General features: G+C 59.5%; 14 protein-coding genes. 10 read left to right on the top strand and 4 right to left on the bottom strand.

Annotated elements, in window-relative coordinates; genetic code table 11:
* Window positions 1-115: 115 nt before the first annotated feature.
* Together ACP2YP_RS24885 and ACP2YP_RS24890 are read right to left on the bottom strand one after the other, a co-directional pair.
* Window positions 116-2413, bottom strand: coding sequence for an FdhF/YdeP family oxidoreductase (locus tag ACP2YP_RS24885; protein WP_426418922.1), 2298 nt, complete (start codon window positions 2411-2413; stop codon window positions 116-118).
* 734 nt (window positions 2414-3147) lie between these two features.
* Entirely contained in the window at window positions 3148-3510 is a 363-nt protein-coding gene (locus ACP2YP_RS24890; RefSeq protein ID WP_426418923.1) for a hypothetical protein, read from the bottom strand.
* A 48-nt stretch (window positions 3511-3558) separates the two neighbouring features.
* Between ACP2YP_RS24890 and ACP2YP_RS24895 the strand changes: the two genes are divergently transcribed.
* The 8 genes from ACP2YP_RS24895 to ACP2YP_RS24930 all read left to right on the top strand — a co-directional run bounded on the left by ACP2YP_RS24895 (window position 3559) and on the right by ACP2YP_RS24930 (window position 14484).
* Complete coding sequence (locus ACP2YP_RS24895) at window positions 3559-4740, top strand: efflux RND transporter periplasmic adaptor subunit (RefSeq protein ID WP_426418924.1); 1182 nt, start codon at window positions 3559-3561, stop codon at window positions 4738-4740.
* Window positions 4737-7841: an efflux RND transporter permease subunit gene (locus ACP2YP_RS24900; protein WP_426418925.1), complete on the top strand. Its 3105-nt coding sequence runs from the start codon at window positions 4737-4739 to the stop codon at window positions 7839-7841. Before ACP2YP_RS24895 ends, ACP2YP_RS24900 begins: the two co-directional genes overlap by 4 nt.
* 161 nt (window positions 7842-8002) lie before the next feature.
* Window positions 8003-8971, top strand: coding sequence for an RNA polymerase sigma factor RpoH (rpoH, locus tag ACP2YP_RS24905; protein ID WP_426418926.1), 969 nt, complete (start codon window positions 8003-8005; stop codon window positions 8969-8971).
* Window positions 8972-9039: 68 nt separating this feature from the next.
* Window positions 9040-10269, top strand: coding sequence for a 5-aminolevulinate synthase (gene hemA / locus ACP2YP_RS24910; protein WP_426418927.1), 1230 nt, complete (start codon window positions 9040-9042; stop codon window positions 10267-10269).
* Between the two features lie 235 nt (window positions 10270-10504).
* Complete coding sequence (locus tag ACP2YP_RS24915; RefSeq protein WP_426418928.1) at window positions 10505-11968, top strand: catalase; 1464 nt, start codon at window positions 10505-10507, stop codon at window positions 11966-11968.
* 107 nt (window positions 11969-12075) lie between these two features.
* Entirely contained in the window at window positions 12076-12819 is a 744-nt protein-coding gene (locus ACP2YP_RS24920) for an MIP/aquaporin family protein (RefSeq protein WP_426418929.1), read from the top strand.
* A gap of 82 nt (window positions 12820-12901) precedes the next feature.
* Window positions 12902-13858 (top strand): iron exporter MbfA, encoded by a 957-nt coding sequence (mbfA, locus tag ACP2YP_RS24925; protein ID WP_426418930.1) that lies wholly within the window; start codon window positions 12902-12904, stop codon window positions 13856-13858.
* Between the two features lie 464 nt (window positions 13859-14322).
* On the top strand, window positions 14323-14484 hold the full coding sequence (locus ACP2YP_RS24930) for a BA14K family protein (protein WP_426418931.1): 162 nt from the start codon (window positions 14323-14325) through the stop codon (window positions 14482-14484).
* A 95-nt stretch (window positions 14485-14579) separates the two neighbouring features.
* Here the strand turns inward: ACP2YP_RS24930 and ACP2YP_RS24935 are convergent, their stop codons facing one another.
* Both ACP2YP_RS24935 and ACP2YP_RS24940 read right to left on the bottom strand, forming a co-directional pair.
* Window positions 14580-14846: a hypothetical protein gene (locus ACP2YP_RS24935; RefSeq protein WP_426418932.1), complete on the bottom strand. Its 267-nt coding sequence runs from the start codon at window positions 14844-14846 to the stop codon at window positions 14580-14582.
* 277 nt (window positions 14847-15123) lie between these two features.
* Complete coding sequence (locus tag ACP2YP_RS24940) at window positions 15124-15354, bottom strand: hypothetical protein (protein ID WP_426418933.1); 231 nt, start codon at window positions 15352-15354, stop codon at window positions 15124-15126.
* A gap of 576 nt (window positions 15355-15930) precedes the next feature.
* Here ACP2YP_RS24940 and ACP2YP_RS24945 point away from each other — a divergent pair.
* The gene (locus ACP2YP_RS24945) at window positions 15931-16344 is read left to right on the top strand and encodes a hypothetical protein (protein ID WP_426418934.1); all 414 of its coding nucleotides are present in this window, start codon (window positions 15931-15933) and stop codon (window positions 16342-16344) included.
* Between the two features lie 1077 nt (window positions 16345-17421).
* Window positions 17422-18228, top strand: a complete 807-nt coding sequence (locus tag ACP2YP_RS24950; RefSeq protein ID WP_426418935.1) for a hypothetical protein — start codon at window positions 17422-17424, stop codon at window positions 18226-18228.
* Window positions 18229-18329 lie beyond the last annotated feature (101 nt).

The raw sequence follows: 18329 nt of genomic DNA on the forward strand, positions 1-18329 counted from the left end.
CAACTCGATATGCAGCGGACCGCGACAGCCATAGCCATCGCGGCCTGCCTGCCCTGTTCTCCTGCCGAAGAAGCTGCACCCGGCGCTACGACACGAACACACACGTAGTCCACCACTAGCCTGGAGACGCGCCGATCAGCACCGGTGTCGATTTGTAGGAAGGCGTTCCCGATTTTGAGTCGTAGTGATCGAGCGCAACCAGGACATTCGCCTCCGGATAATAAGTCGCGACAGAGCCGGGCGCGATGTTGTAGGCGACCGCCGTGAGCCTGCGCATAACCCGCGTGCCTGGATCTGATCCCGCATCGGGCACGACCGTGATATCCACGAGGTCGCCGTGCTTCAGGCCGCGGCTCGAAAGATCACCTTCATTCACGAACACGACATCACGGCGCCCCGTGATCCCGCGATAGCGATCATTCAGCCCGTAGATCGTCGTGTTGTATTGATCATGGCTTCTGATCGTCGTGAGCGTGAGAGCTTCCCGCTCCGCCACACGCGGATCTTCACCTAAACCGGGATACACCATAAAGTTGGCCTTCTTGGTCGGTGTCAGCCACTCGCGCTCCGACGCAGCTACATGCAGTCGAAATCCTCCCGGCTTTGTGATCCGGGCGTTGAAGTCTCTGAACGCCGGAAAGACCGCCTCGATGGCATCCCGAATCCTTGCGTAGTCGGCAACCAGGTCGCCCCAGCCGACCCGCGTGTTCGGCAATGTGGCAAGCGCGATGCCTGCGATGATTTGCGGTTCCGATCTGAGATGCTCGGATGCCGGCTTCAGTCCACCGCGTGAAGCGTGGACCATCGACATGGAGTCTTCTACGGTAACGGACTGGGGGCCCGTCGCCTGAATGTCGATTTCCGTGCGCCCCAGACAGGGAAGAATGAACGATTGCTTCGCAAGCAGCAAATGAGAACGATTGAGCTTGGTCGCAATATGCACCGCAAGATCGAGGTTCCTCATGGCCTTGAACGTGACGTCGGGGTCGGACATCGCAACGGCAAGATTTCCCCCAAGACAGACCAGAGCTTTGGAGCGTCCGTCCCTGATCGCCTCGATAGCCTCGACAGCGTTGTGGCCCTTCTTGCGTGGCGGCTCGAACCCGAATACGCCGGCAATTCCATCCAGAAGCTCATCGTTCGGACTCTCGGTAACACCGACCGTGCGGTCTCCCTGCACATTCGAGTGACCCCGCAGCGGCGAGATACCAGCCCCCTTGCGCCCGATATTGCCACGGAGCAGCAGCAGGTTTGCGATCTGCTGCACATTGCCTGTGCCGTGGCGATGCTGGGTGATCCCCATGCCGTAATTGACAATGACCCGCTGCGCCTTGGCGTAGATGTCGCCAGCGAACTCAATATCAGCTCGCGACAAACCGGAGGCTTCCTCAATTGCGTCCCAGGACGTCGAATCGAGGTCTGCCATCAGTTCGTCGATTCCGGCCGTATGAAGCGTGATGAAGTCTCGATCGAGAACACCGGGTCCGCCTTCGGCAAGGTTTTTTGCGTCGAGCGCTACGACGGTCTTCATGATTCCTTTCAGAACCGCGATATCGCCACCGACCTTCACCATGTAGTAGGTCGACGCGATCGGCGTCGAGCTCAGCGTCAGCATCTCTAGCAGGTGCTGCGGTGATGTGAACCGCTCCAGCCCGCGCTCTCGTAGCGGGTTGAAGACAATCATCGGCACTCCACGCTTCGCGAGCGCGCGCAACGTTGTTAACATGCGCGGATGATTGGTACCGGGATTGTGGCCTATCAAGAAGCACGCATCGCAATGGTCGAAATCCTCCAGCGTCACCGTTCCTTTGCCGACACCGATTGACTCCGGCAGTCCGACGCTCGTCGCCTCGTGACACATGTTCGAGCAATCCGGAAAGTTATTGGTCCCGTATTCCCGCACAAACAGCTGGTAGAGAAAGGCCGCCTCATTGGATGCCCGACCGGACGTATAAAACTCCGCTCTGTCGGGATCAGGCAGCGCACGGAGTGCGGCTCCGATCTTCGCAAGTGCTTCGTCCCACGAAATCGGCAGGTAGCGATCAGTTGCGTGGTCGTAGGCCATCGGATGTGTGAGACGGCCCTCATTCTCGAGGTCGAAATCCGACCAATTCCAGAGTTCGCTGACCGAATGCGCGGCAAAGAATTCCGGCGTCGTCCGCTTGAACGTCGCCTCCCAGGTGACTGCTTTGGCACCGTTCTCGCAAAATTCGAACGAGGATGTATGTTTCGGATCGGGCCAAGCGCAGCCTGGGCAATCGAATCCGTGCGGCTGGTTCATGCTGAGAAGACCTCGGGTCTCCTTGACGATGTCCTTCTGACCACGAACAGCATCTGCAACAGCCTTCAGTGCGCCCCATCCTGCTGCAGCTCCCTCATAATCACCAACGCCGGCAACCTCTTCTTCGCTCATTGCGCTCTCCATAGTCGCGGCAACATTTCCATAATCGTGGCAACATTCCACCAGAGGACCTCTAGTTAGACAGACGTCCTCAGTCGGAGGTGCTCCGCTGAGATCGGCGTCGAACGTGATGGTTTCAAGTGAGAAGATCAGAGCCGAACAAGGCGTGGGCAGAAACACCCGTCATTCGGGTTGAGGCCGTCGGACCGGACCTGCGGGTCGGCTTGGAGTCAGCTGCAAGCGACCGACTTGATCAAGACCCCTCGCACCCCGTCCGCTTGCTGGATTAGAAGTTGAGCGTCAGCCGCTCCTGCGGCTTTTCCAACGCTCACGCGGCTACTTTCGATACCGAAGTACATTCGCTGATACCAAATTGCGACAGCACGAGCCCCAGGTGTAATACCGAGGAGTGAGCGATCTCCGATAGCTTCAGTTGAAAAACGGAGAATGCAAATGAGATCCTCTCTGATTGCCGTTGTGCTTCCGACGCTCCTCGCCTGCAACGTCGCCATGGCGCAGGGAATACCGGCGCCAACGCCCAGCGTGGGTCCGACATCGCCGCTTGGCCTGGGAACGACTCCCGCGGCTTCCCCCACCGGCATTCCCCTCGGCGCTACCGAACTCGCGTCGCCCGGAATCAGTCCGGCTCCGACCGGCGTGACGGGCACAATTGCGATGCCAGGTAGCACCACCTCATGTTCGACTGTCGGGACTTCGCCATCGACGATGTACGGATCGACCTCCACTTATGACGGCGGTGGAATGTCCGGCGGCGGTGCAACGCCGGCCACGGCCCCAGCGCCTGGAATGCCGACGTCGGGTATGTCGGCGAGCTCGGGCGGTTCGATGGCGACGGGAACGCTGGATACCTCGGGGATGTCGGGAATGTGCGGCTCCGGCTCGGGCAGCGTCGCTGCCTCATCGACTCCCACGTCAACTTCGCCCACAACGCCGGGCGGCATCGCTGGAGCCAGTATTCCGTTGGGCTCCACCGAGATCGGCAATCTCGGAGTCAGTTCCGCTGCACCGGTGCCGACCATGAGCGTGTCGCCCCCAACAGGCGGCGTGATGACAACAGTGGTCCCCGCGGTCCCCGCCGGAACTCCCATCACTCCAGGCCGGTGAACGGCCTCTCTTCTGCAAAACGAGAGCAGGGCATGAAAGTAAAACTCATCATTTCCGCTGGTCTGCTGATCGTCGCAGTCGCAGCCGGCAGTCTTCTGTACTTCACGCGCGCTGATCCAGTCGAGGCGACCGCCACGCCCGCCGCTCCACCCGCGGTGCCGGTGGTCGGCGGCGTAGTCGCCCAGCATGACGTTCCGATCTATCTGAGCGGCGTCGGCACGGTGATCGCGTACAATACCGTCGTCGTGCGTGCCCAGATCCAGGGACAAATCATCAGCATCAACTTCACTGAAGGCCAGACTATTCACGCCGGCAATCTGCTCGCGCAGATTGACCCACGCCCCTACCAGGCGATGATCGAGCAGTACACGGGAAATCTGGAACGCGACCGGGCACAACTCACGAACGCCCAGGCCGACCTCACCCGTTACACCACATTGGGCAAGAACGGCTGGGCCACTCCACAATTGCTCGAAACCCAAAAGGCGCAAGTCGGGCAGCTGCAGGCGGCCATCAAGACCGATCAGGCGCTGGTTGATGCGGCGAACGTGCAACTCGGCTACACCCGCCTCACCTCGCCGATCGATGGCGTCGTCGGAATTCGTCAGATTGACGTCGGCAACATCATTAGCCCGTCCAGTACGAATGGACTAGTCATCGTCACGCAGATCAACCCGATTTCACTGATCTTCACGTTGCCGGAGACGGTGCTGCCGCAGATCCAGCAGCAACAGCAAAGAAGCAAGACCCGATTGCCTGTCCTAGCCTACAGCCAGGACGATAGAATCCAGCTTGATCAAGGCGAACTCGGCCTTGTCAACAATGAGATTCTTCAGACAACGGGCTCGATCCAGCTCAAGGCAACTTTTCCCAACCAATCGCACCGGCTCTGGCCCGGTGAACTCGTCAATGCACGGCTGCTTGTCGATACAAGACATGATGGCCTGACCGTCGCCGCCTCGGCTGTTCAGCAGGGTCCAAACGGGTCCTATGTGTACGTCATCAATTCTGACCGCGTGGTCCAGACCCGGCCGGTCAGGGTCGCGCAGATCAGCGGCGGCCAGGCGCTTATCGATTCGGGTCTTACAGCCAATGAGCAGGTCGTGGTCGATGGACAATACAAACTGCAGCCTGGCGCGCGTGTTACATTGCTGCACGGAACAGCCGCAGACGAAGCTATTGCACAAAGCGCCCAGCAGGCGCCGATTCCATGAACATATCAGCGCCGTTCATCCATCGGCCAATCGCTACCGCTCTTCTGATGTTCGGATTACTGGTCGGAGGCCTAGTCAGCTACCCACTGTTGCCGGTTGCCTCGCTGCCCAACGTCAACTTTCCGACCCTGCAGGTGACAGCGCGGTTGCCGGGCGCTGATCCGCAGACGATGGCTTCTTCGGTGGCGACGCCACTCGAATTGCAGTTCGGCCAGATCCCAGGCCTCACACAAATGACGTCGGCAAGTGCGCTTGGCTTTGTTCAGGTCACGCTGCAGTTCGATTTGAGCCGCGCCATCGATGGAGCGGTGAGCGACACGCTCTCGGCGATCAACGCTGCGCAAGCGCAGCTCCCCTTGAACATGCCGTATCCGCCCACGATCCGTAAGGTTAATCCGGCCGACACGCCGATCCTGGTGCTCGCCTTGACCTCTGACAGCCTGCCGCTGACGACCGTCGACGCATACGCAGAGAACATCCTGCTGCAAAAGATCTCGCAGATATCCGGCGTTGGTCTTGTTGGCATCGCAGGTCAGCAGAAGCCCGCCATCCGCGTGCAACTCGATCCTCAGGCGCTCGCTACTCGCGGCATCAGCCTTGAGGACGTGCGCACGGTACTGGGACAAGCCAACGTCGACTTGCCCAAAGGCACGCTCAACAGTCCGCGCCAAACCTACACGCTCAATACCAACGATCAGCTGCTGAAGGCGGACGATTACGCCAATCTGATCATTGCCTATCGCAATGGGTCGCCGGTTCGCGTCCGTGATATCGGCCGCGCGATCAGCGCGCCGGAGAACGACCTTATTGCAGGCTGGTACAACCAGGACCGGGCGATCATCCTGCCGATACAGCGCCAGCCGGGCGCCAACGTTATCGAGACCGTCGACAATATAAAGAAGATGCTGCCGACGCTCCAAGCCTCGATCCCGCCAGCCATCAAGGTCAGTATAATTACCGATCGGACCGAAACCATCCGTGCGTCGGTGAGCGACGTGCAGTTCACGTTGTTGCTGACCATCGCGCTGGTGGTGATGGTAATCTTCATGTTCCTGCGCAATTTCTGGGCGACGATTATTCCGGCGGTGACAGTTCCGCTCTCACTGGTCGGAACCTTCGCCGTGCTCTATGAGCTTGGCTACAGCCTGGATAACCTCTCGCTGATGGCGTTGTCGATCGCCGTGGGCTTCGTGGTCGACGATGCCGTCGTCGTGATCGAGAACATCGTGCGGCATATGGAGGAAGGCGCTTCGCCGTTCGAAGCGTCGCTCAAGGGTGCCGGCGAGATCGGCTTCACCATCGTATCGATCACGTTGTCGCTCATTGCCGTCTTCATTCCGCTGTTCTTGATGGGCGGATATGTCGGCCTGTTGTTCCGAGAGTTCGCGATCACGGTTAGCGTGGCTCTGGTGCTGTCGCTGCTGATCTCGCTGACGCTTACGCCGATGATGTGCGCATGTCTACTCAAGCCCGAGAGCAAGGAGCACGGATGGCTCTACCGAGTTTCCGAGCGCGGCTTCGACGGCTTGCTCAACCTCTATGAGGCCGGCCTCAAGATCGTGCTGCGTCACCGATTCATTACCCTGATGACGATGCTCGGCACCATCGCGCTGACCGGATATCTCTATGTGGTGATCCCCAAGGGCTTCTTTCCCCAGCAGGACACTGGATTGATCATTGGACTGTCCGAGGCGGCACAGGATATCTCGTTCCAGGCCATGGCCGAGCGCCAGCAGGCTTTGCTCAACGCCGTGGTGCAGGATCCCGCGGTCGCCTCTGTCGGGTCAGGGGTCGGCGCCGGCGGCGGCAACACGACAGTCAATAACGGCCGTGTTTACATTGCGCTCAAGCCCCAGAATCAGCGCGCCAGCATGAATCAGGTAATCGCGCGGCTGCGGACCAACCTCGCTAAGATCCAGGGGATCACGCTCTACATGCAGGCCGCGCAGGATATCACCATCGGCGGGCGGATATCGAAGACCCAATATCAGTACACCTTGGCAGATGCCGACCCGGGCGAGCTAAACCATTGGGCCGCGCTCTTCCTCGACAAAATAAAGGCCATTCAGGGTGCCACCGACGTCACCACCGATCAGCTCAATGCGGGACCTATGCTTGATATCTCGATCAAGCGTGACGTCGCGTCGAGCTACGGCATCCTGCCGTATGCGATCGACAACACGCTCGCCGATGCCTTCGGTCAGCGCATTGTCTCGACCATGTTTACGACCCTCAACCAATATCACGTTGTCATGGAGGTTGATCCAAAATTCCAGTATGAGCCCGAGGCCCTAACCGGCATCTATGTCAACTCATCGAGCGGACAGCAGGTGCCCTTGTCTACTCTGGTCGATAGTGTCGTGACGGTCGCTCCGCTCGTGGTAAACCATCAAGGCCAATTTCCGTCGGTAACGATCTCGTTCAATCTTACGCTGGGCACTGCGATCGGCCAGCTCGTCAGCGCGATCCAACAGGTTGAGAAGGACCTGGATAAGCCACTCTCGCTTCAGACCAGCTTCCAAGGCAACGCCCAGGCATTTGGCGCCGCGCTGTCGAGCACGCCGATCCTCATCGTCGCCGCGCTCTTCGTCATCTACATCATTCTCGGTGTGCTCTATGAGAGCGTGATTCATCCGATCACCATCATCTCGACCCTGCCGTCGGCCGGCCTCGGCGCGCTGCTGTTGCTGATGGCGGTTCACTTCGATCTGAGCGTGATCGCGATCGTGGGCATCATTCTGCTCATCGGCATCGTCAAGAAGAACGGCATCATGTTGGTCGATTTTGCCCAGCACGTCGAACATGAACGTGGGTTGACCGCCGAGGAGTCCATTTATCAAGCCTGCATCATGCGTTTCAGGCCGATCCTGATGACCACGATGGCAGCGCTCCTTGGTGGCGTTCCGATGATGCTCGGCAGTGGGAACGGATCGGAGCTTCGTCAGCCGCTCGGCTATGCCATTGTCGGCGGCCTCGCTCTGTCGCAGCTACTCACCCTTTATACGACGCCCGTCGTCTACATCTATCTCGATCGGCTGCAGACCTGGCTCTTTGCGCGGAGAAAGCGAGCGACCGCGAGCGATCCAGCCCCTGCGGAATGATAGTGATGATGGCTCTCTGGTCTATGAAGCGATCCGAGGCTCGATATGGCTGATCACGCACGTTGCTCGCGGCCCACCGCTATTTCCTCAATCCCGCCTGTTGCGCACCATCTAGCGACCCTTGTTTCAGGCATCGGCATGTTGACAATCGGAGAGCTTAGATGAGCGAGCACGAGATTTCTACGAATGGTTCCGGACTGGCCAGTCGTAGCTTAACGGCACCTTTTGCGGACAGCCCGGGATCAGGTTACTTCGCCGGCATTCGGCGCTTCGCATTGCTCGAGCGAGAACAGGAATATCAGCTCGCCAAACGCTGGCGAGAACACGGCGATCGCGACGCCGCGGACAAAATCGTCACGAGCCATCTGCGGCTTGCTGCGAAAATTGCGATGAATTACCGTGGCTATGGTCTGCCGATCTCGGAGTTAGTATCGGAAGGCAATGTCGGCCTCATGAAGGCTGTCCATCGCTTCGAGCCCGACATGGGCTTTCGGTTCTCGACCTACGCGATATGGTGGATAAAGGCCTCGATTCAGGACTACATTCTGCGATCCTGGTCGCTGGTCAAGATCGGAACGACTGGGAACCAAAAGAAGCTGTTCTTCAAGCTTCGTTCGGCGAAGGCCAGGATAGCCGCACTCGACAACGGCAATTTGCGCCCCGAACAGGTGACGGCGATTGCAACAGCCCTGGGGGTCACAGCCCACGATGTCGCCGACATGAACGTGCGCCTGGCCGGAGACACGTCTCTCAACGCATCAGTGCGTTCCGGCGATGAGGCGAGCGAGTGGCAGGACCATCTCGTCGATGACAGCCCATCGCCGGAAACCATTGTCCTCAACCATGACGAAATGGATCACCGGCAGAAGACGCTTGTCCGCGCTATGGCCGTGCTCGATGACCGAGAGCGGCGCATCTTTGAGGCCCGCCATCTTCTCGATGAACCAAGGACGTTGGACGATCTTGCGATCGAATTCAACCTTTCGCGCGAGCGCATTCGCCAGATCGAGGTGCGAGCTTACCAAAGGGTACAGATCTCTGCCAGACGATCCGAACAACACCGGCAAGCGGCGGGTCGCCCTCAGCCATTGGCTGCAGCAAAGCGGACCGAAGTCCCGCAAATCAGATAACGTTATCTTCAGCCCGGCGCTACAGGTCTGTTCAACGACTCTCAGCGCGGTCCACTCAGGGAGACTATATGACGTACGACGCATTCTTCGCCAGCGCCTTGAGCCGGTTGAAGCACGAGCAGCGCTACCGTGTCTTCGCTGATCTTGAACGTATCGCTGGTCGCTTCCCGCACGCCATCTGGCACTCTCCCGGCGGCCCGCGCGAGGTGGTCATCTGGTGCTCGAACGACTATCTCGGGATGGGCCAGCACCCGAAAGTGATCGGAGCAATGACGGCGGCCGCGACTCGTCTAGGCGCCGGCGCCGGTGGAACACGAAACATATCCGGCACCAATCATCCCCTGATCGAGTTGGAGCATGAGCTCGCAGATTTGCACCGCAAGGAGGCGGCACTCGTCTTTACATCGGGTTACGTGTCGAACCAGACCGGAATCGCGACTATCGGAAAGCTCATCCCGAACTGCCTGATTCTTTCCGATGAGCTCAACCACAATTCGATGATCGAAGGCGTGCGTCAATCCAGTTGCGAAAGGCAGATCTGGCGACACAACGACGTTGATCATCTTGAACGAATGTTGCAAGCGGCCGGACGGGATCGGCCGAAGCTGATTGTCTTCGAAACCATCTATTCTATGAATGGCGACGTGGCACCGATGCATCGCATCTGCGATCTCGCCGAACACTATGGCGCCATGACCTATGCGGACGAGGTGCACGCTGTTGGCATGTATGGCGCGCGAGGTGCCGGCGCGGCTGAACGCGATGGCGTGATGGACAGGATCGACGTTCTGGAAGGCACACTCGCCAAAGCGTTCGGCTGCATGGGCGGATACATAGCGGGGAACAGCGTGCTGATCGACGCGGTGCGCTCGTATGCGCCGGGCTTCATTTTTACGACGGCGCTACCGCCGCCGATTTGCGCTGCTGCCACCGCCGCGATCCGGCACCTCAAAGCGTCCAATTGGGAGCGCGAAAGACACCAGGAACGAACTGCACGAGTCAAAGCTGCGCTCACAGCGGCCGCGCTGCCGGTCATGCCGAGCGACACCCATATCGTACCAGTGCTTGTCGGAGATCCCGAGAGGTGCAAGGCCGCCAGCGACCTATTGCTCACAAAGCATGGCATTTACATCCAACCAATCAATTATCCCACCGTACCGCGGGGATCAGAACGGCTGCGGATCACACCAACTCCCTATCACGATGATGTATTCGTGGATGCTCTCGCCCACGCACTGGTTGATGTATGGGCAAGACTAGAGCTTGCGCCCAAGAGCTGGTCGGCAGCAGCCGAATAGACGGTTCGTCGTTGCGTCCAACAACTAGTGGCCGATCGGTCAACGGCCACCTCTCGCAGATAGCAGCAACTCCAGCGCAGCCACGGCAATAGAGCCACAGCCATCCCAAACAGAAGGGCTACATTCTGCTCCAGCCGGTCTTTCGCAAACGCAGTTGTCGCAAAAAACGAGGTTGCCAACAGAAACGGGCAGCCGCACAGCGGCGCCGTTGCCGGCAAGCACACAGGAGCATTTCGTGGCCAAACGCCCTACCCTCACCACCACCAGCGGCATGCCGGTTGCCGACAACCAGAACAGCATCACCGCCGGCCCGCGCGGCCCGGTTCTGATGCAGGACTTCCATCTCCTGGAGAGGATGGCGCACCAGAATCGCGAACGTATTCCCGAGCGCACCGTGCACGCCAAGGGATCGGCTGCCTACGGTACGTTGACCATCACCCATGACATCACGCAGTACACGAAGGCCAAAGCGCTACAGAAGGGCAAGAAGACCGATGCCTTTCTTCGCTTCTCAACGGTGGCGGGCGAGCGCGGCGCAGCCGACGCCGAGCGCGATGTGCGGGGCTTCGCGCTGCGCTTCTATACTGAGGAAGGCAACTGGGACATCGTGGGCAACAATACGCCCGTGTTCTTCATTCGCGATCCGCTGAAATTCCCCGACTTCATCCACACCCAGAAGCGCCACCCGCGGACCAACATGCGGTCGCCGACCGCGATGTGGGACTTCTGGTCGCTGTCGCCGGAAAGCCTGCACCAGGTGACTATCCTGATGTCCGACCGCGGCCTGCCCCAGAGCTATCGGAATGTCGACGGCTTCGGCTCGCATACCTATTCATTCATCAATGACAGGAATGTACGCCATTGGGTCAAGTTTCACTTCAAGACCATGCAAGGCATCAAGAACTGGACCAACGCCGAAGCCGCCCAGAAGGTCGCCTACGACCGCGAGACCCATCAGCGCGATCTGTTCGACTCGATCGAGACGGGCGACTTCCCGAAATGGAAGTTTTCCGTGCAGATCATGCCGGAGAGCGACGTCGACAAGCACCGGTACAACCCGTTCGACCTGACCAAGGTGTGGCCGCACGCGGACTATCCACTGATCGAGGTCGGTATCCTCGAGCTCAACCGCAATCCGACCAACTATTTTGCCGAGGTCGAGCAGGCGGCGCTCGCGCCATCAAACATCGTGCCCGGCATCGGCCACTCGCCGGACAAGGTGCTGCAGGCCCGTGTCTTTTCCTATGCGGACGCGCATCGTTACAGGGTCGGCGTCAATGCGCACCAACTCCCGGTAAACCGACCGCAGGCAGAGGTGAACGACTATCACATCGACGGCGCGATGCGGCTCGAGAGCAAGCCTTATCCTGACGCCTATTACGAGCCGAACTCGTTTGATGGACCGCTTGAGGACCACAGCTTCCACGAGCCGCCGCTCAGGATCACGGGAGACGCGACCCGCTACGATCATCGCGACGGCAACGACGACTATCGGCAACCGGGAGAACTGTTCCGGCTGATGACGGCCGATCAGAAGCAGCAGCTGTTCAACAACATCAAGGACGCGATGGACGGCGTGCCGCCAAAAATCGTCTACCGTCAGCTCGTTCACTTCTATCGCGCCGATCCCGCATATGGTGCCGGCGTCGCCAACGCCCTCAGCGTCGATTTCAAGCCTGGGATGGTCGCCGCGGAGTAGGCCTGCGCTTTGTCGGCCGGCGGCTCTTCTGTTACGCCGGTCAACCCATGACGTTCCGCAGCGCCAAGCGATCGCGCCAAGCGGTCATTCCATCTACGGAGTCAGCAATGTCCAGCAGACTTGCATCCAAGCTCCTTGCGGAGCTCATCGGCACCTTCTCGTTTGTATTCATCGGCGCAGGCGCCGCGGCGATAGTCGGCACCGGTGTCGGCCTGCCCGGCGTCGTTGCACTTGCCTTTGCGCACGGCTTGACGATCATGGCTTTCGCCTTCGCGTATGGCTCCCTGTCGGGCGGCCACATGAACCCCGCCGTCACCGTCGGCGTGCTCGCCGCCGGCGCGATGCATGTCGGCGAGGCGGTTGGCTATATTATCAGCCAGCTCATTGGAGGTATCGCTGGCGCACTGTTGCTGCGGACCGCTCTAGGTGGTTCGGCCACGGGCCTCGGCATGCCGATGCTCGCTCACAACCTCGCCCTCGGCGCTACGACCCTCACGATCACGCCCACCGTCGGCTTCCTGATCGAGGCCGTGCTCGCCTTCTTCCTGGTTACAGTGGTACTCAGCGCGGCGGTTGCGGGTCGCGCAGGCAGCCTCGCGCCGCTTGCGATCGGAATGACGCTGACCCTCAACATCCTGATGGGTGGGCCGCTCACTGGCGCCCCGTTCAACCCAGCGCGGGCGCTCGGCCCGATGGTCGCCACCGGCAACTACGGCGATGTCTGGCTGTACCTGGCCGCCCCTATCGTGGGTGCCATCGTCGCTGCTATTTCTCATGCCATCCTCGGGTGGCTCGCCCATGAGGAGGCAGCCTCCGCGCCGGGCAGGGCCGGACGGGCACCCGCCGAATGACCCCGTCTCTCAGGACTCATCGTTCACGGCTGACCCCGCCAAGGCTGGTCGGCCACAACGAGGCGGAGCTCGACAGCTCAATATGAAATCATTCGATCAGCTTACCGAGCAGGAAATCCTCGCGCTCGCCATCAGCAGCGAGGAAGAGGATGGACGGATCTATGCCGATTTCGCAGAAGGTCTGAGAGAGGAACATCCCGACACAGCGCAGGTCTTCTCCGATATGTCTGTAGAAGAAAACGAGCATCGGCGCGCATTGATCGAACTCTATTGTTCAAGATTTGAAAATCACATTCCGCTCGTGAGACGACAGGACGTCCGCGGTTTCGTGCAACGAAAGAAGCTTTGGCGGGTCCGCCTCCGGGGCATCGAAGCCGTAAGGCAGCAAGCAAGCCAGATGGAGCAAGATGCCCGGCGCTTCTATGACCTGGCCGCCTCCCGTACGACCGATGCTTCTATTCGCATATTGCTCGGCGACCTAGCAAAAGCCGAATTGCAACATGAACGGACGGCGGAAGCAATTACAGCCAAACGTCTGCCGCAGGAGGCCAGGGGCCTGGAGGACGAAAACGCCCGGCGCAGTTTCATCCTCCAGATCATTCAGCCAGGCCTCGTCGGACTGATGGATGGATCGGTTTCGACGTTGGCACCGGTGTTTGCAGCGGCGTTTGCCACGCACAACTCGTGGAATGCCTTTCAAGTCGGCATGGCAGCGTCGCTCGGCGCAGGAATTTCCATGGGATTTGCAGAAGCTCTCGCCGATGACGGAAAGCTGTCAGGCCGCGGTACGCCATATTTGCGAGGGCTCGTTTGTGGTCTCATGACAGTCGCAGGTGGCATAGGGCATACGCTTCCATACTTGATACCAGATTTTTTCAATGCGACCGCGACGGCCGCGGGCGTTGTTGTCGCCGAGCTGCTCGCGATCGCCTTTATTCAATGGAAGTACATGGACACAGCGCCGATCTCCGCCGCCGCCAAGGTCATGCTCGGAGGCGGACTTGTTCTCGCGACCGGCGTTCTCATTGGAAACGGCTGATCCAACGCTGCCCTTCCCGAAACCGTCAAGTCAGGCAGCACTCCTTGCGCCGATCTGCGATCTGTTTCGCATCTTTCAGCAACATCCGCCTAAAGGCTGCTTCCCTCATTCGATCACGGCATCTGCGATGACGCGCTGTTCGCGCACGAGTGATGTCCGCGCGCTTGGCTTTGTCGGACGCACTTGCCACATCGTCGTTGCGTAGAAACGTCAGCAGGAAACAGACCAACCAGAGCAGCGGTTATCGCGGCCCCAATTGTCCGCACATAAAACAAACACGTAGAACGACTAGGATTGGATTGAAAGCTTTGGTCGCGGCAACTCTGTTGTCGACGATCACCATAACATCTGCAAGCGCGCAGCTGCCCATTTGGGCCAGCCAGAATCCTGACACGTTCCAGGCAGAGTACCCGAACCGTGACGTCCTGAATGGAGGCGCGCCAACGCCTGCGGGAGAAATGGGCATGGAGCTGCCTGACGGCGCTGCTCCCGGCCATTGGGCGCGCAGTGCTTATGCGAGCACGGCTGGCGCGCCTTCCTCTTCCTGCGCTCGGCGCTATCGCTCCTACGACCCCGCGTCTGGCACCTTCCTCGGCCGCGATGGTCGGCGCCGTGCCTGCGAGTGATGCGTACAGCCCGATAACATCGATCGAGAATGCGACCGCCACTCGGCGGCGCATTCAAGCTCTGACAACGTTACTCGTGATAAGCACGACATGGTCTAGCAACCGCGACAAATGCCATTGATCATGCGGTCGAGCGCGGCGTTCTCCTGATTTACCGGATCGTTTGGATCCATCAGGTTCTTCTCCGACGGCACCTGGTCGGCATGCGGCTGGCGATGTCCCAGCGGCGCCTCCGGGATGGATCGCCGGTCCAGGTTCATTGACGATGGCACGGACGGATTTGGCAAAACACGCGACCGCGCTATCGCCATCTGGCTACCGATGACCGCGACCAACGCTACTGTGGCAATCAACTCACGCATGATTGGCTCTCCAAGTGATCCTCCCTCACGCCTAGAATGGTGCGAGAAAGATCGATCGCAAGCTGCCGAGAGCTCACGTTTCGTTCAAATCATCTCGGCGACGGTGAGTGCCGCGCGTATCGTCGCGAGGATCACACTGCGATTGCGACGCTGGCGGCTCTAAGTCCTTCCAAGGGCCGCTCCCGCCGGCGCTCGAGCCGATGCTCCGACTTACGCGTCCGCACGTTGGGCAACGTAGTCAGGGGTAAGCCCTCTGCCGCAGGGGCACTCCTGACCGTCAGTAGCCGCAGGTGAACTGCCCCTCAATCGATACCGATCCGGATGGGCAGTGCTTCTTGTAGTAAGCATCCGTATCGCGTTCGTCCTGATCAAGGTTCGGATCCGAGGGAGGGATGGTCACCGGCACGCTGAGCACTGCAGCTGGGAAGGTTTCAGATTTGAGCTCGCCCGTTATCCAGTCAGTCCAGGAACAGTTGACCTGATCGCCTTGAACGCTGGTAACTGTCATCAATGGCCCTCCCGAACGCACTCGAACAAGATCGCCACTGCGCAGCGTCGCAACAGCCTGGTTTTGCGACGTCGTACTTGACCGGGCGGAGTCGGCGAAGGCCGCAACCGACAGCGGCCCAGTAAGTACGAGCCCGAGAGCCATTGCGATTGTGATCTGGATCCGGTTTGGAAACGGCAACACGTTAAACTCCATTTCAACGTTTGGTGGCCTAGGGCGCTGGTAATTGGCGCCGCGTCGCAATCGCGCGCCTCAAGGACGTGTTGGCGCAGCGCGCAAAGCAGAAGCCCTTATCAGTTGATTGTGAGGGAGCTAACCGATTTGTTGAGCGGACGGGGCCGATTGGACCAGAATGAGATTCTGTCAACTCTCAAAGGCGATGCAACATCGGCCTATGACCAAGCGATCGACACGACGCGCTTCGCTCCAATTCTCATTTAGATCGCGTGCACGATGGTCCCGTGCAACGATCCTGCTGTTCAAGCAATTTCCGGTCAAAAAGAGCAATGGCCGCGCAGCGGATAACGCGGCGGCTGCTACACTCTATATCAGCCACAAATCGGAGTTCTTGTTTAGATGCCATCCACGTCCAAGCCGGTCCTATGGCTGGCGATCATGGCGCTATGGGCGCTGTTCTTGACCACCGGCACCCGCGCTCGAGATCTCGGACAGTGGGAGAACAGCGATCCCCAGGTCCGCGGATGGTATCAGAGCCTGATGATGCCGGATGTTCCGACTGCATCATGCTGTGGCGAAGCTGATGCCTACTGGTGCGATGACATCCACGTCAAGGATGGCAAGACCTTCTGCACCATCACCGACGATCGTGACAACGTCAAGTTGAAGCGCACGCCGGTCCCGATCGGCACCGAGATCGAAATACCGGGTCACAAGCTAACCTGGAAAGACGGGAATCCGACCGGCCATAGCGTCGTGTTTCTGAGCACCGGCGGATATGTCTACTGTTTCGTGCAAAACGGTGGGGTATAAATCGCGAAGAACCCAGCAGCATCGGTCCCGCTGCCTGGAATTGCGACACCCAGTGTCGGGTTGGATTGCGATACGACCGGCCCTTTGCGTGCTCGTCACCAACCTCTCGAACTTAGATGGTTACGTTCGCCTACGTTGAGCGCCCGTATGGAGACTCCCTGCAGCACGAATAAGTGAACCGAAAAAGCCCATGGGCATCCCTATTTCGGGCACGTGAAAGTTCTCAACGAACACCTCCTCGCAGTCATCGTGGTCGTCTCCCTCCTGGTGTCGATAGAGCTGGTTGCGTTTCTGTGGTTCTTCGCCTAGGCGAAGCAGCGTTGAGACGGCTAGTCATACTCAGACTAGCGACGGCGCACTGCAGAGGATGCTTCGGAGTTCAGCAGCCAAGAAGAACAGCATTATTGGGCTGATCGACCGATGTCGTCGAACTAGCAACGTTCCAGTTTCCATCGGTCGTAAGGCAAGGCCCCTGCGCCGGATCCCAAACCTAGGTATGGCATCCTAATCACAATTCGCAGCACGGATGAACCTCGGTGCAATGGTTGGCCCATCTCTCCGTAGCTACGCTTGGGGAGTAACCGCCAATGGGTCGAGCGATAGGATAGCGGGAGGGAGTGCACCGATGAGGATTCTAGATGAAATGGCACGCTTTGCCCGCAGTACGGCTGAGTCAGCCCGCGATTTTGGTAGCGTCATTCACAACCTAGTCATGGACCTGCGCGACAGCTACCGGCCCGAGGTGCACTGCCTGCGTGGCCCCGGCCCGAAACGGCGTGCTAAGCATCAGCCTTGGCCAGCGTTCGACCTTCAGACCATGCTGCCGGCAGCGCGGCACCAGCTGTCGAGGGTCCATGTACGCCGTCGCGACGCGGCTAACACCACCCGATAGCCGGGCAAGGTTACGGAATCGTGCTCGTTGTAAGGTTGTTCCAGTTTGCCGCCTTGAGGACGGAATCCTCGGAGTGGGCCCGTGCATCCGATTTGGTCTCTGCTCGCGCTCGTTGGGCAGCAACCAGGGGGGCGATACTGCTCCGCACCGCTGCCCTTTGCATCGCATTGCCCGGCTTAGCGATTATGCTGGCCGGTTCGGCGCATGCCGGTGGCGCCCTTGAAGAACGTAAACTGCCAATGAAGTTCAGCTGGGTTGAATGCCAGCCTGGTTGTCTGGGCTGGGTCAGCGCAGTCGGTATCGTTATGGAGGATAGTTTAAGGGATTTCGATGAGTTCGCTCGCGACCGGCAGCTCGGCGGCGCGACCATCGTACTCGACTCGAGCGGCGGGTCCGTCAACGGCTCGATCGCGCTCGGGCGGCGTTTCCGCGAGCTCGGGATGCTGACCACCGTCGGGGTGAGCGTTCTTGCTCATAGCGCACGCGGCGAGCGTGCCAGCGTGTCGCCCGAGGCCTATTGCGAGTCCATGTGCGTTTTTCTGCGCTACGTGCCGGAACAGGCGCATGTCCGCGTGCATCAGATCTGGATGGGAGACCGCGCTGACGATGCACAGTCGGCAACCTACAGCGCAAATGATCTGACGATCGTGGAACGCGATATCGGCCGTCTCGCAAAATACACATTCGACATGGGCGGCGCAGGTGATCTCTTGTCACTGTCGCTGAACGTGCCTCCGTGGGAAGATCTGCACGAACTGTCCCGGGAAGAATTGCGACTGACCAATGTCGTCACCAAGGATATGATTGCTCAGCCGAGCGGCTCTCAGGCAGCGGCGGTCGAGCTGACGCCCGAAACGGCGCAGAGTCGCTTCTTAAGCAGTGCGCTTGCGACCGAAACAAATCCAGGAGCAGCCAAATCAGCCAAGACGGCTGAAACCGTGGGACCGACGCACGCCGTGACGGCGACGGCGGCCCAGTCTGGGAAAGAATAGTCACGGCTAACATCGTAGCTTCTTAGACACATAGGCGTACTTTGCCGACTTGTGCAGTCGGCAAACAATTGCGCTCCAATATCTCTCATGGGTCAAGGTCG

Origin of the sequence: Bradyrhizobium genosp. A (assembly GCF_049949275.1) — a bacterium.
Lineage (GTDB): Bacteria > Pseudomonadota > Alphaproteobacteria > Rhizobiales > Xanthobacteraceae > Bradyrhizobium.

Excerpts from the sequence above, each read along its gene's own strand:
- ACP2YP_RS24885 (WP_426418922.1), bottom strand. The coding sequence starts at position 2,413 with ATGAGCGAAGAAGAGGTTGCCGGCGTTGGTGATTATGAGGGAGCTGCA.
- ACP2YP_RS24890 (WP_426418923.1), bottom strand. The coding sequence starts at position 3,510 with ATGGGAGTTCCGGCGGGGACCGCGGGGACCACTGTTGTCATCACGCCG.
- ACP2YP_RS24895 (WP_426418924.1), top strand. The coding sequence starts at position 3,559 with ATGAAAGTAAAACTCATCATTTCCGCTGGTCTGCTGATCGTCGCAGTC.
- ACP2YP_RS24900 (WP_426418925.1), top strand. The coding sequence starts at position 4,737 with ATGAACATATCAGCGCCGTTCATCCATCGGCCAATCGCTACCGCTCTT.
- rpoH (WP_426418926.1), top strand. The coding sequence starts at position 8,003 with ATGAGCGAGCACGAGATTTCTACGAATGGTTCCGGACTGGCCAGTCGT.
- hemA (WP_426418927.1), top strand. The coding sequence starts at position 9,040 with ATGACGTACGACGCATTCTTCGCCAGCGCCTTGAGCCGGTTGAAGCAC.
- ACP2YP_RS24920 (WP_426418929.1), top strand. The coding sequence starts at position 12,076 with ATGTCCAGCAGACTTGCATCCAAGCTCCTTGCGGAGCTCATCGGCACC.
- mbfA (WP_426418930.1), top strand. The coding sequence starts at position 12,902 with ATGAAATCATTCGATCAGCTTACCGAGCAGGAAATCCTCGCGCTCGCC.
- ACP2YP_RS24930 (WP_426418931.1), top strand. The coding sequence starts at position 14,323 with ATGGAGCTGCCTGACGGCGCTGCTCCCGGCCATTGGGCGCGCAGTGCT.
- ACP2YP_RS24935 (WP_426418932.1), bottom strand. The coding sequence starts at position 14,846 with ATGCGTGAGTTGATTGCCACAGTAGCGTTGGTCGCGGTCATCGGTAGC.
- ACP2YP_RS24940 (WP_426418933.1), bottom strand. The coding sequence starts at position 15,354 with ATGACAGTTACCAGCGTTCAAGGCGATCAGGTCAACTGTTCCTGGACT.
- ACP2YP_RS24945 (WP_426418934.1), top strand. The coding sequence starts at position 15,931 with ATGCCATCCACGTCCAAGCCGGTCCTATGGCTGGCGATCATGGCGCTA.
- ACP2YP_RS24950 (WP_426418935.1), top strand. The coding sequence starts at position 17,422 with ATGCTGGCCGGTTCGGCGCATGCCGGTGGCGCCCTTGAAGAACGTAAA.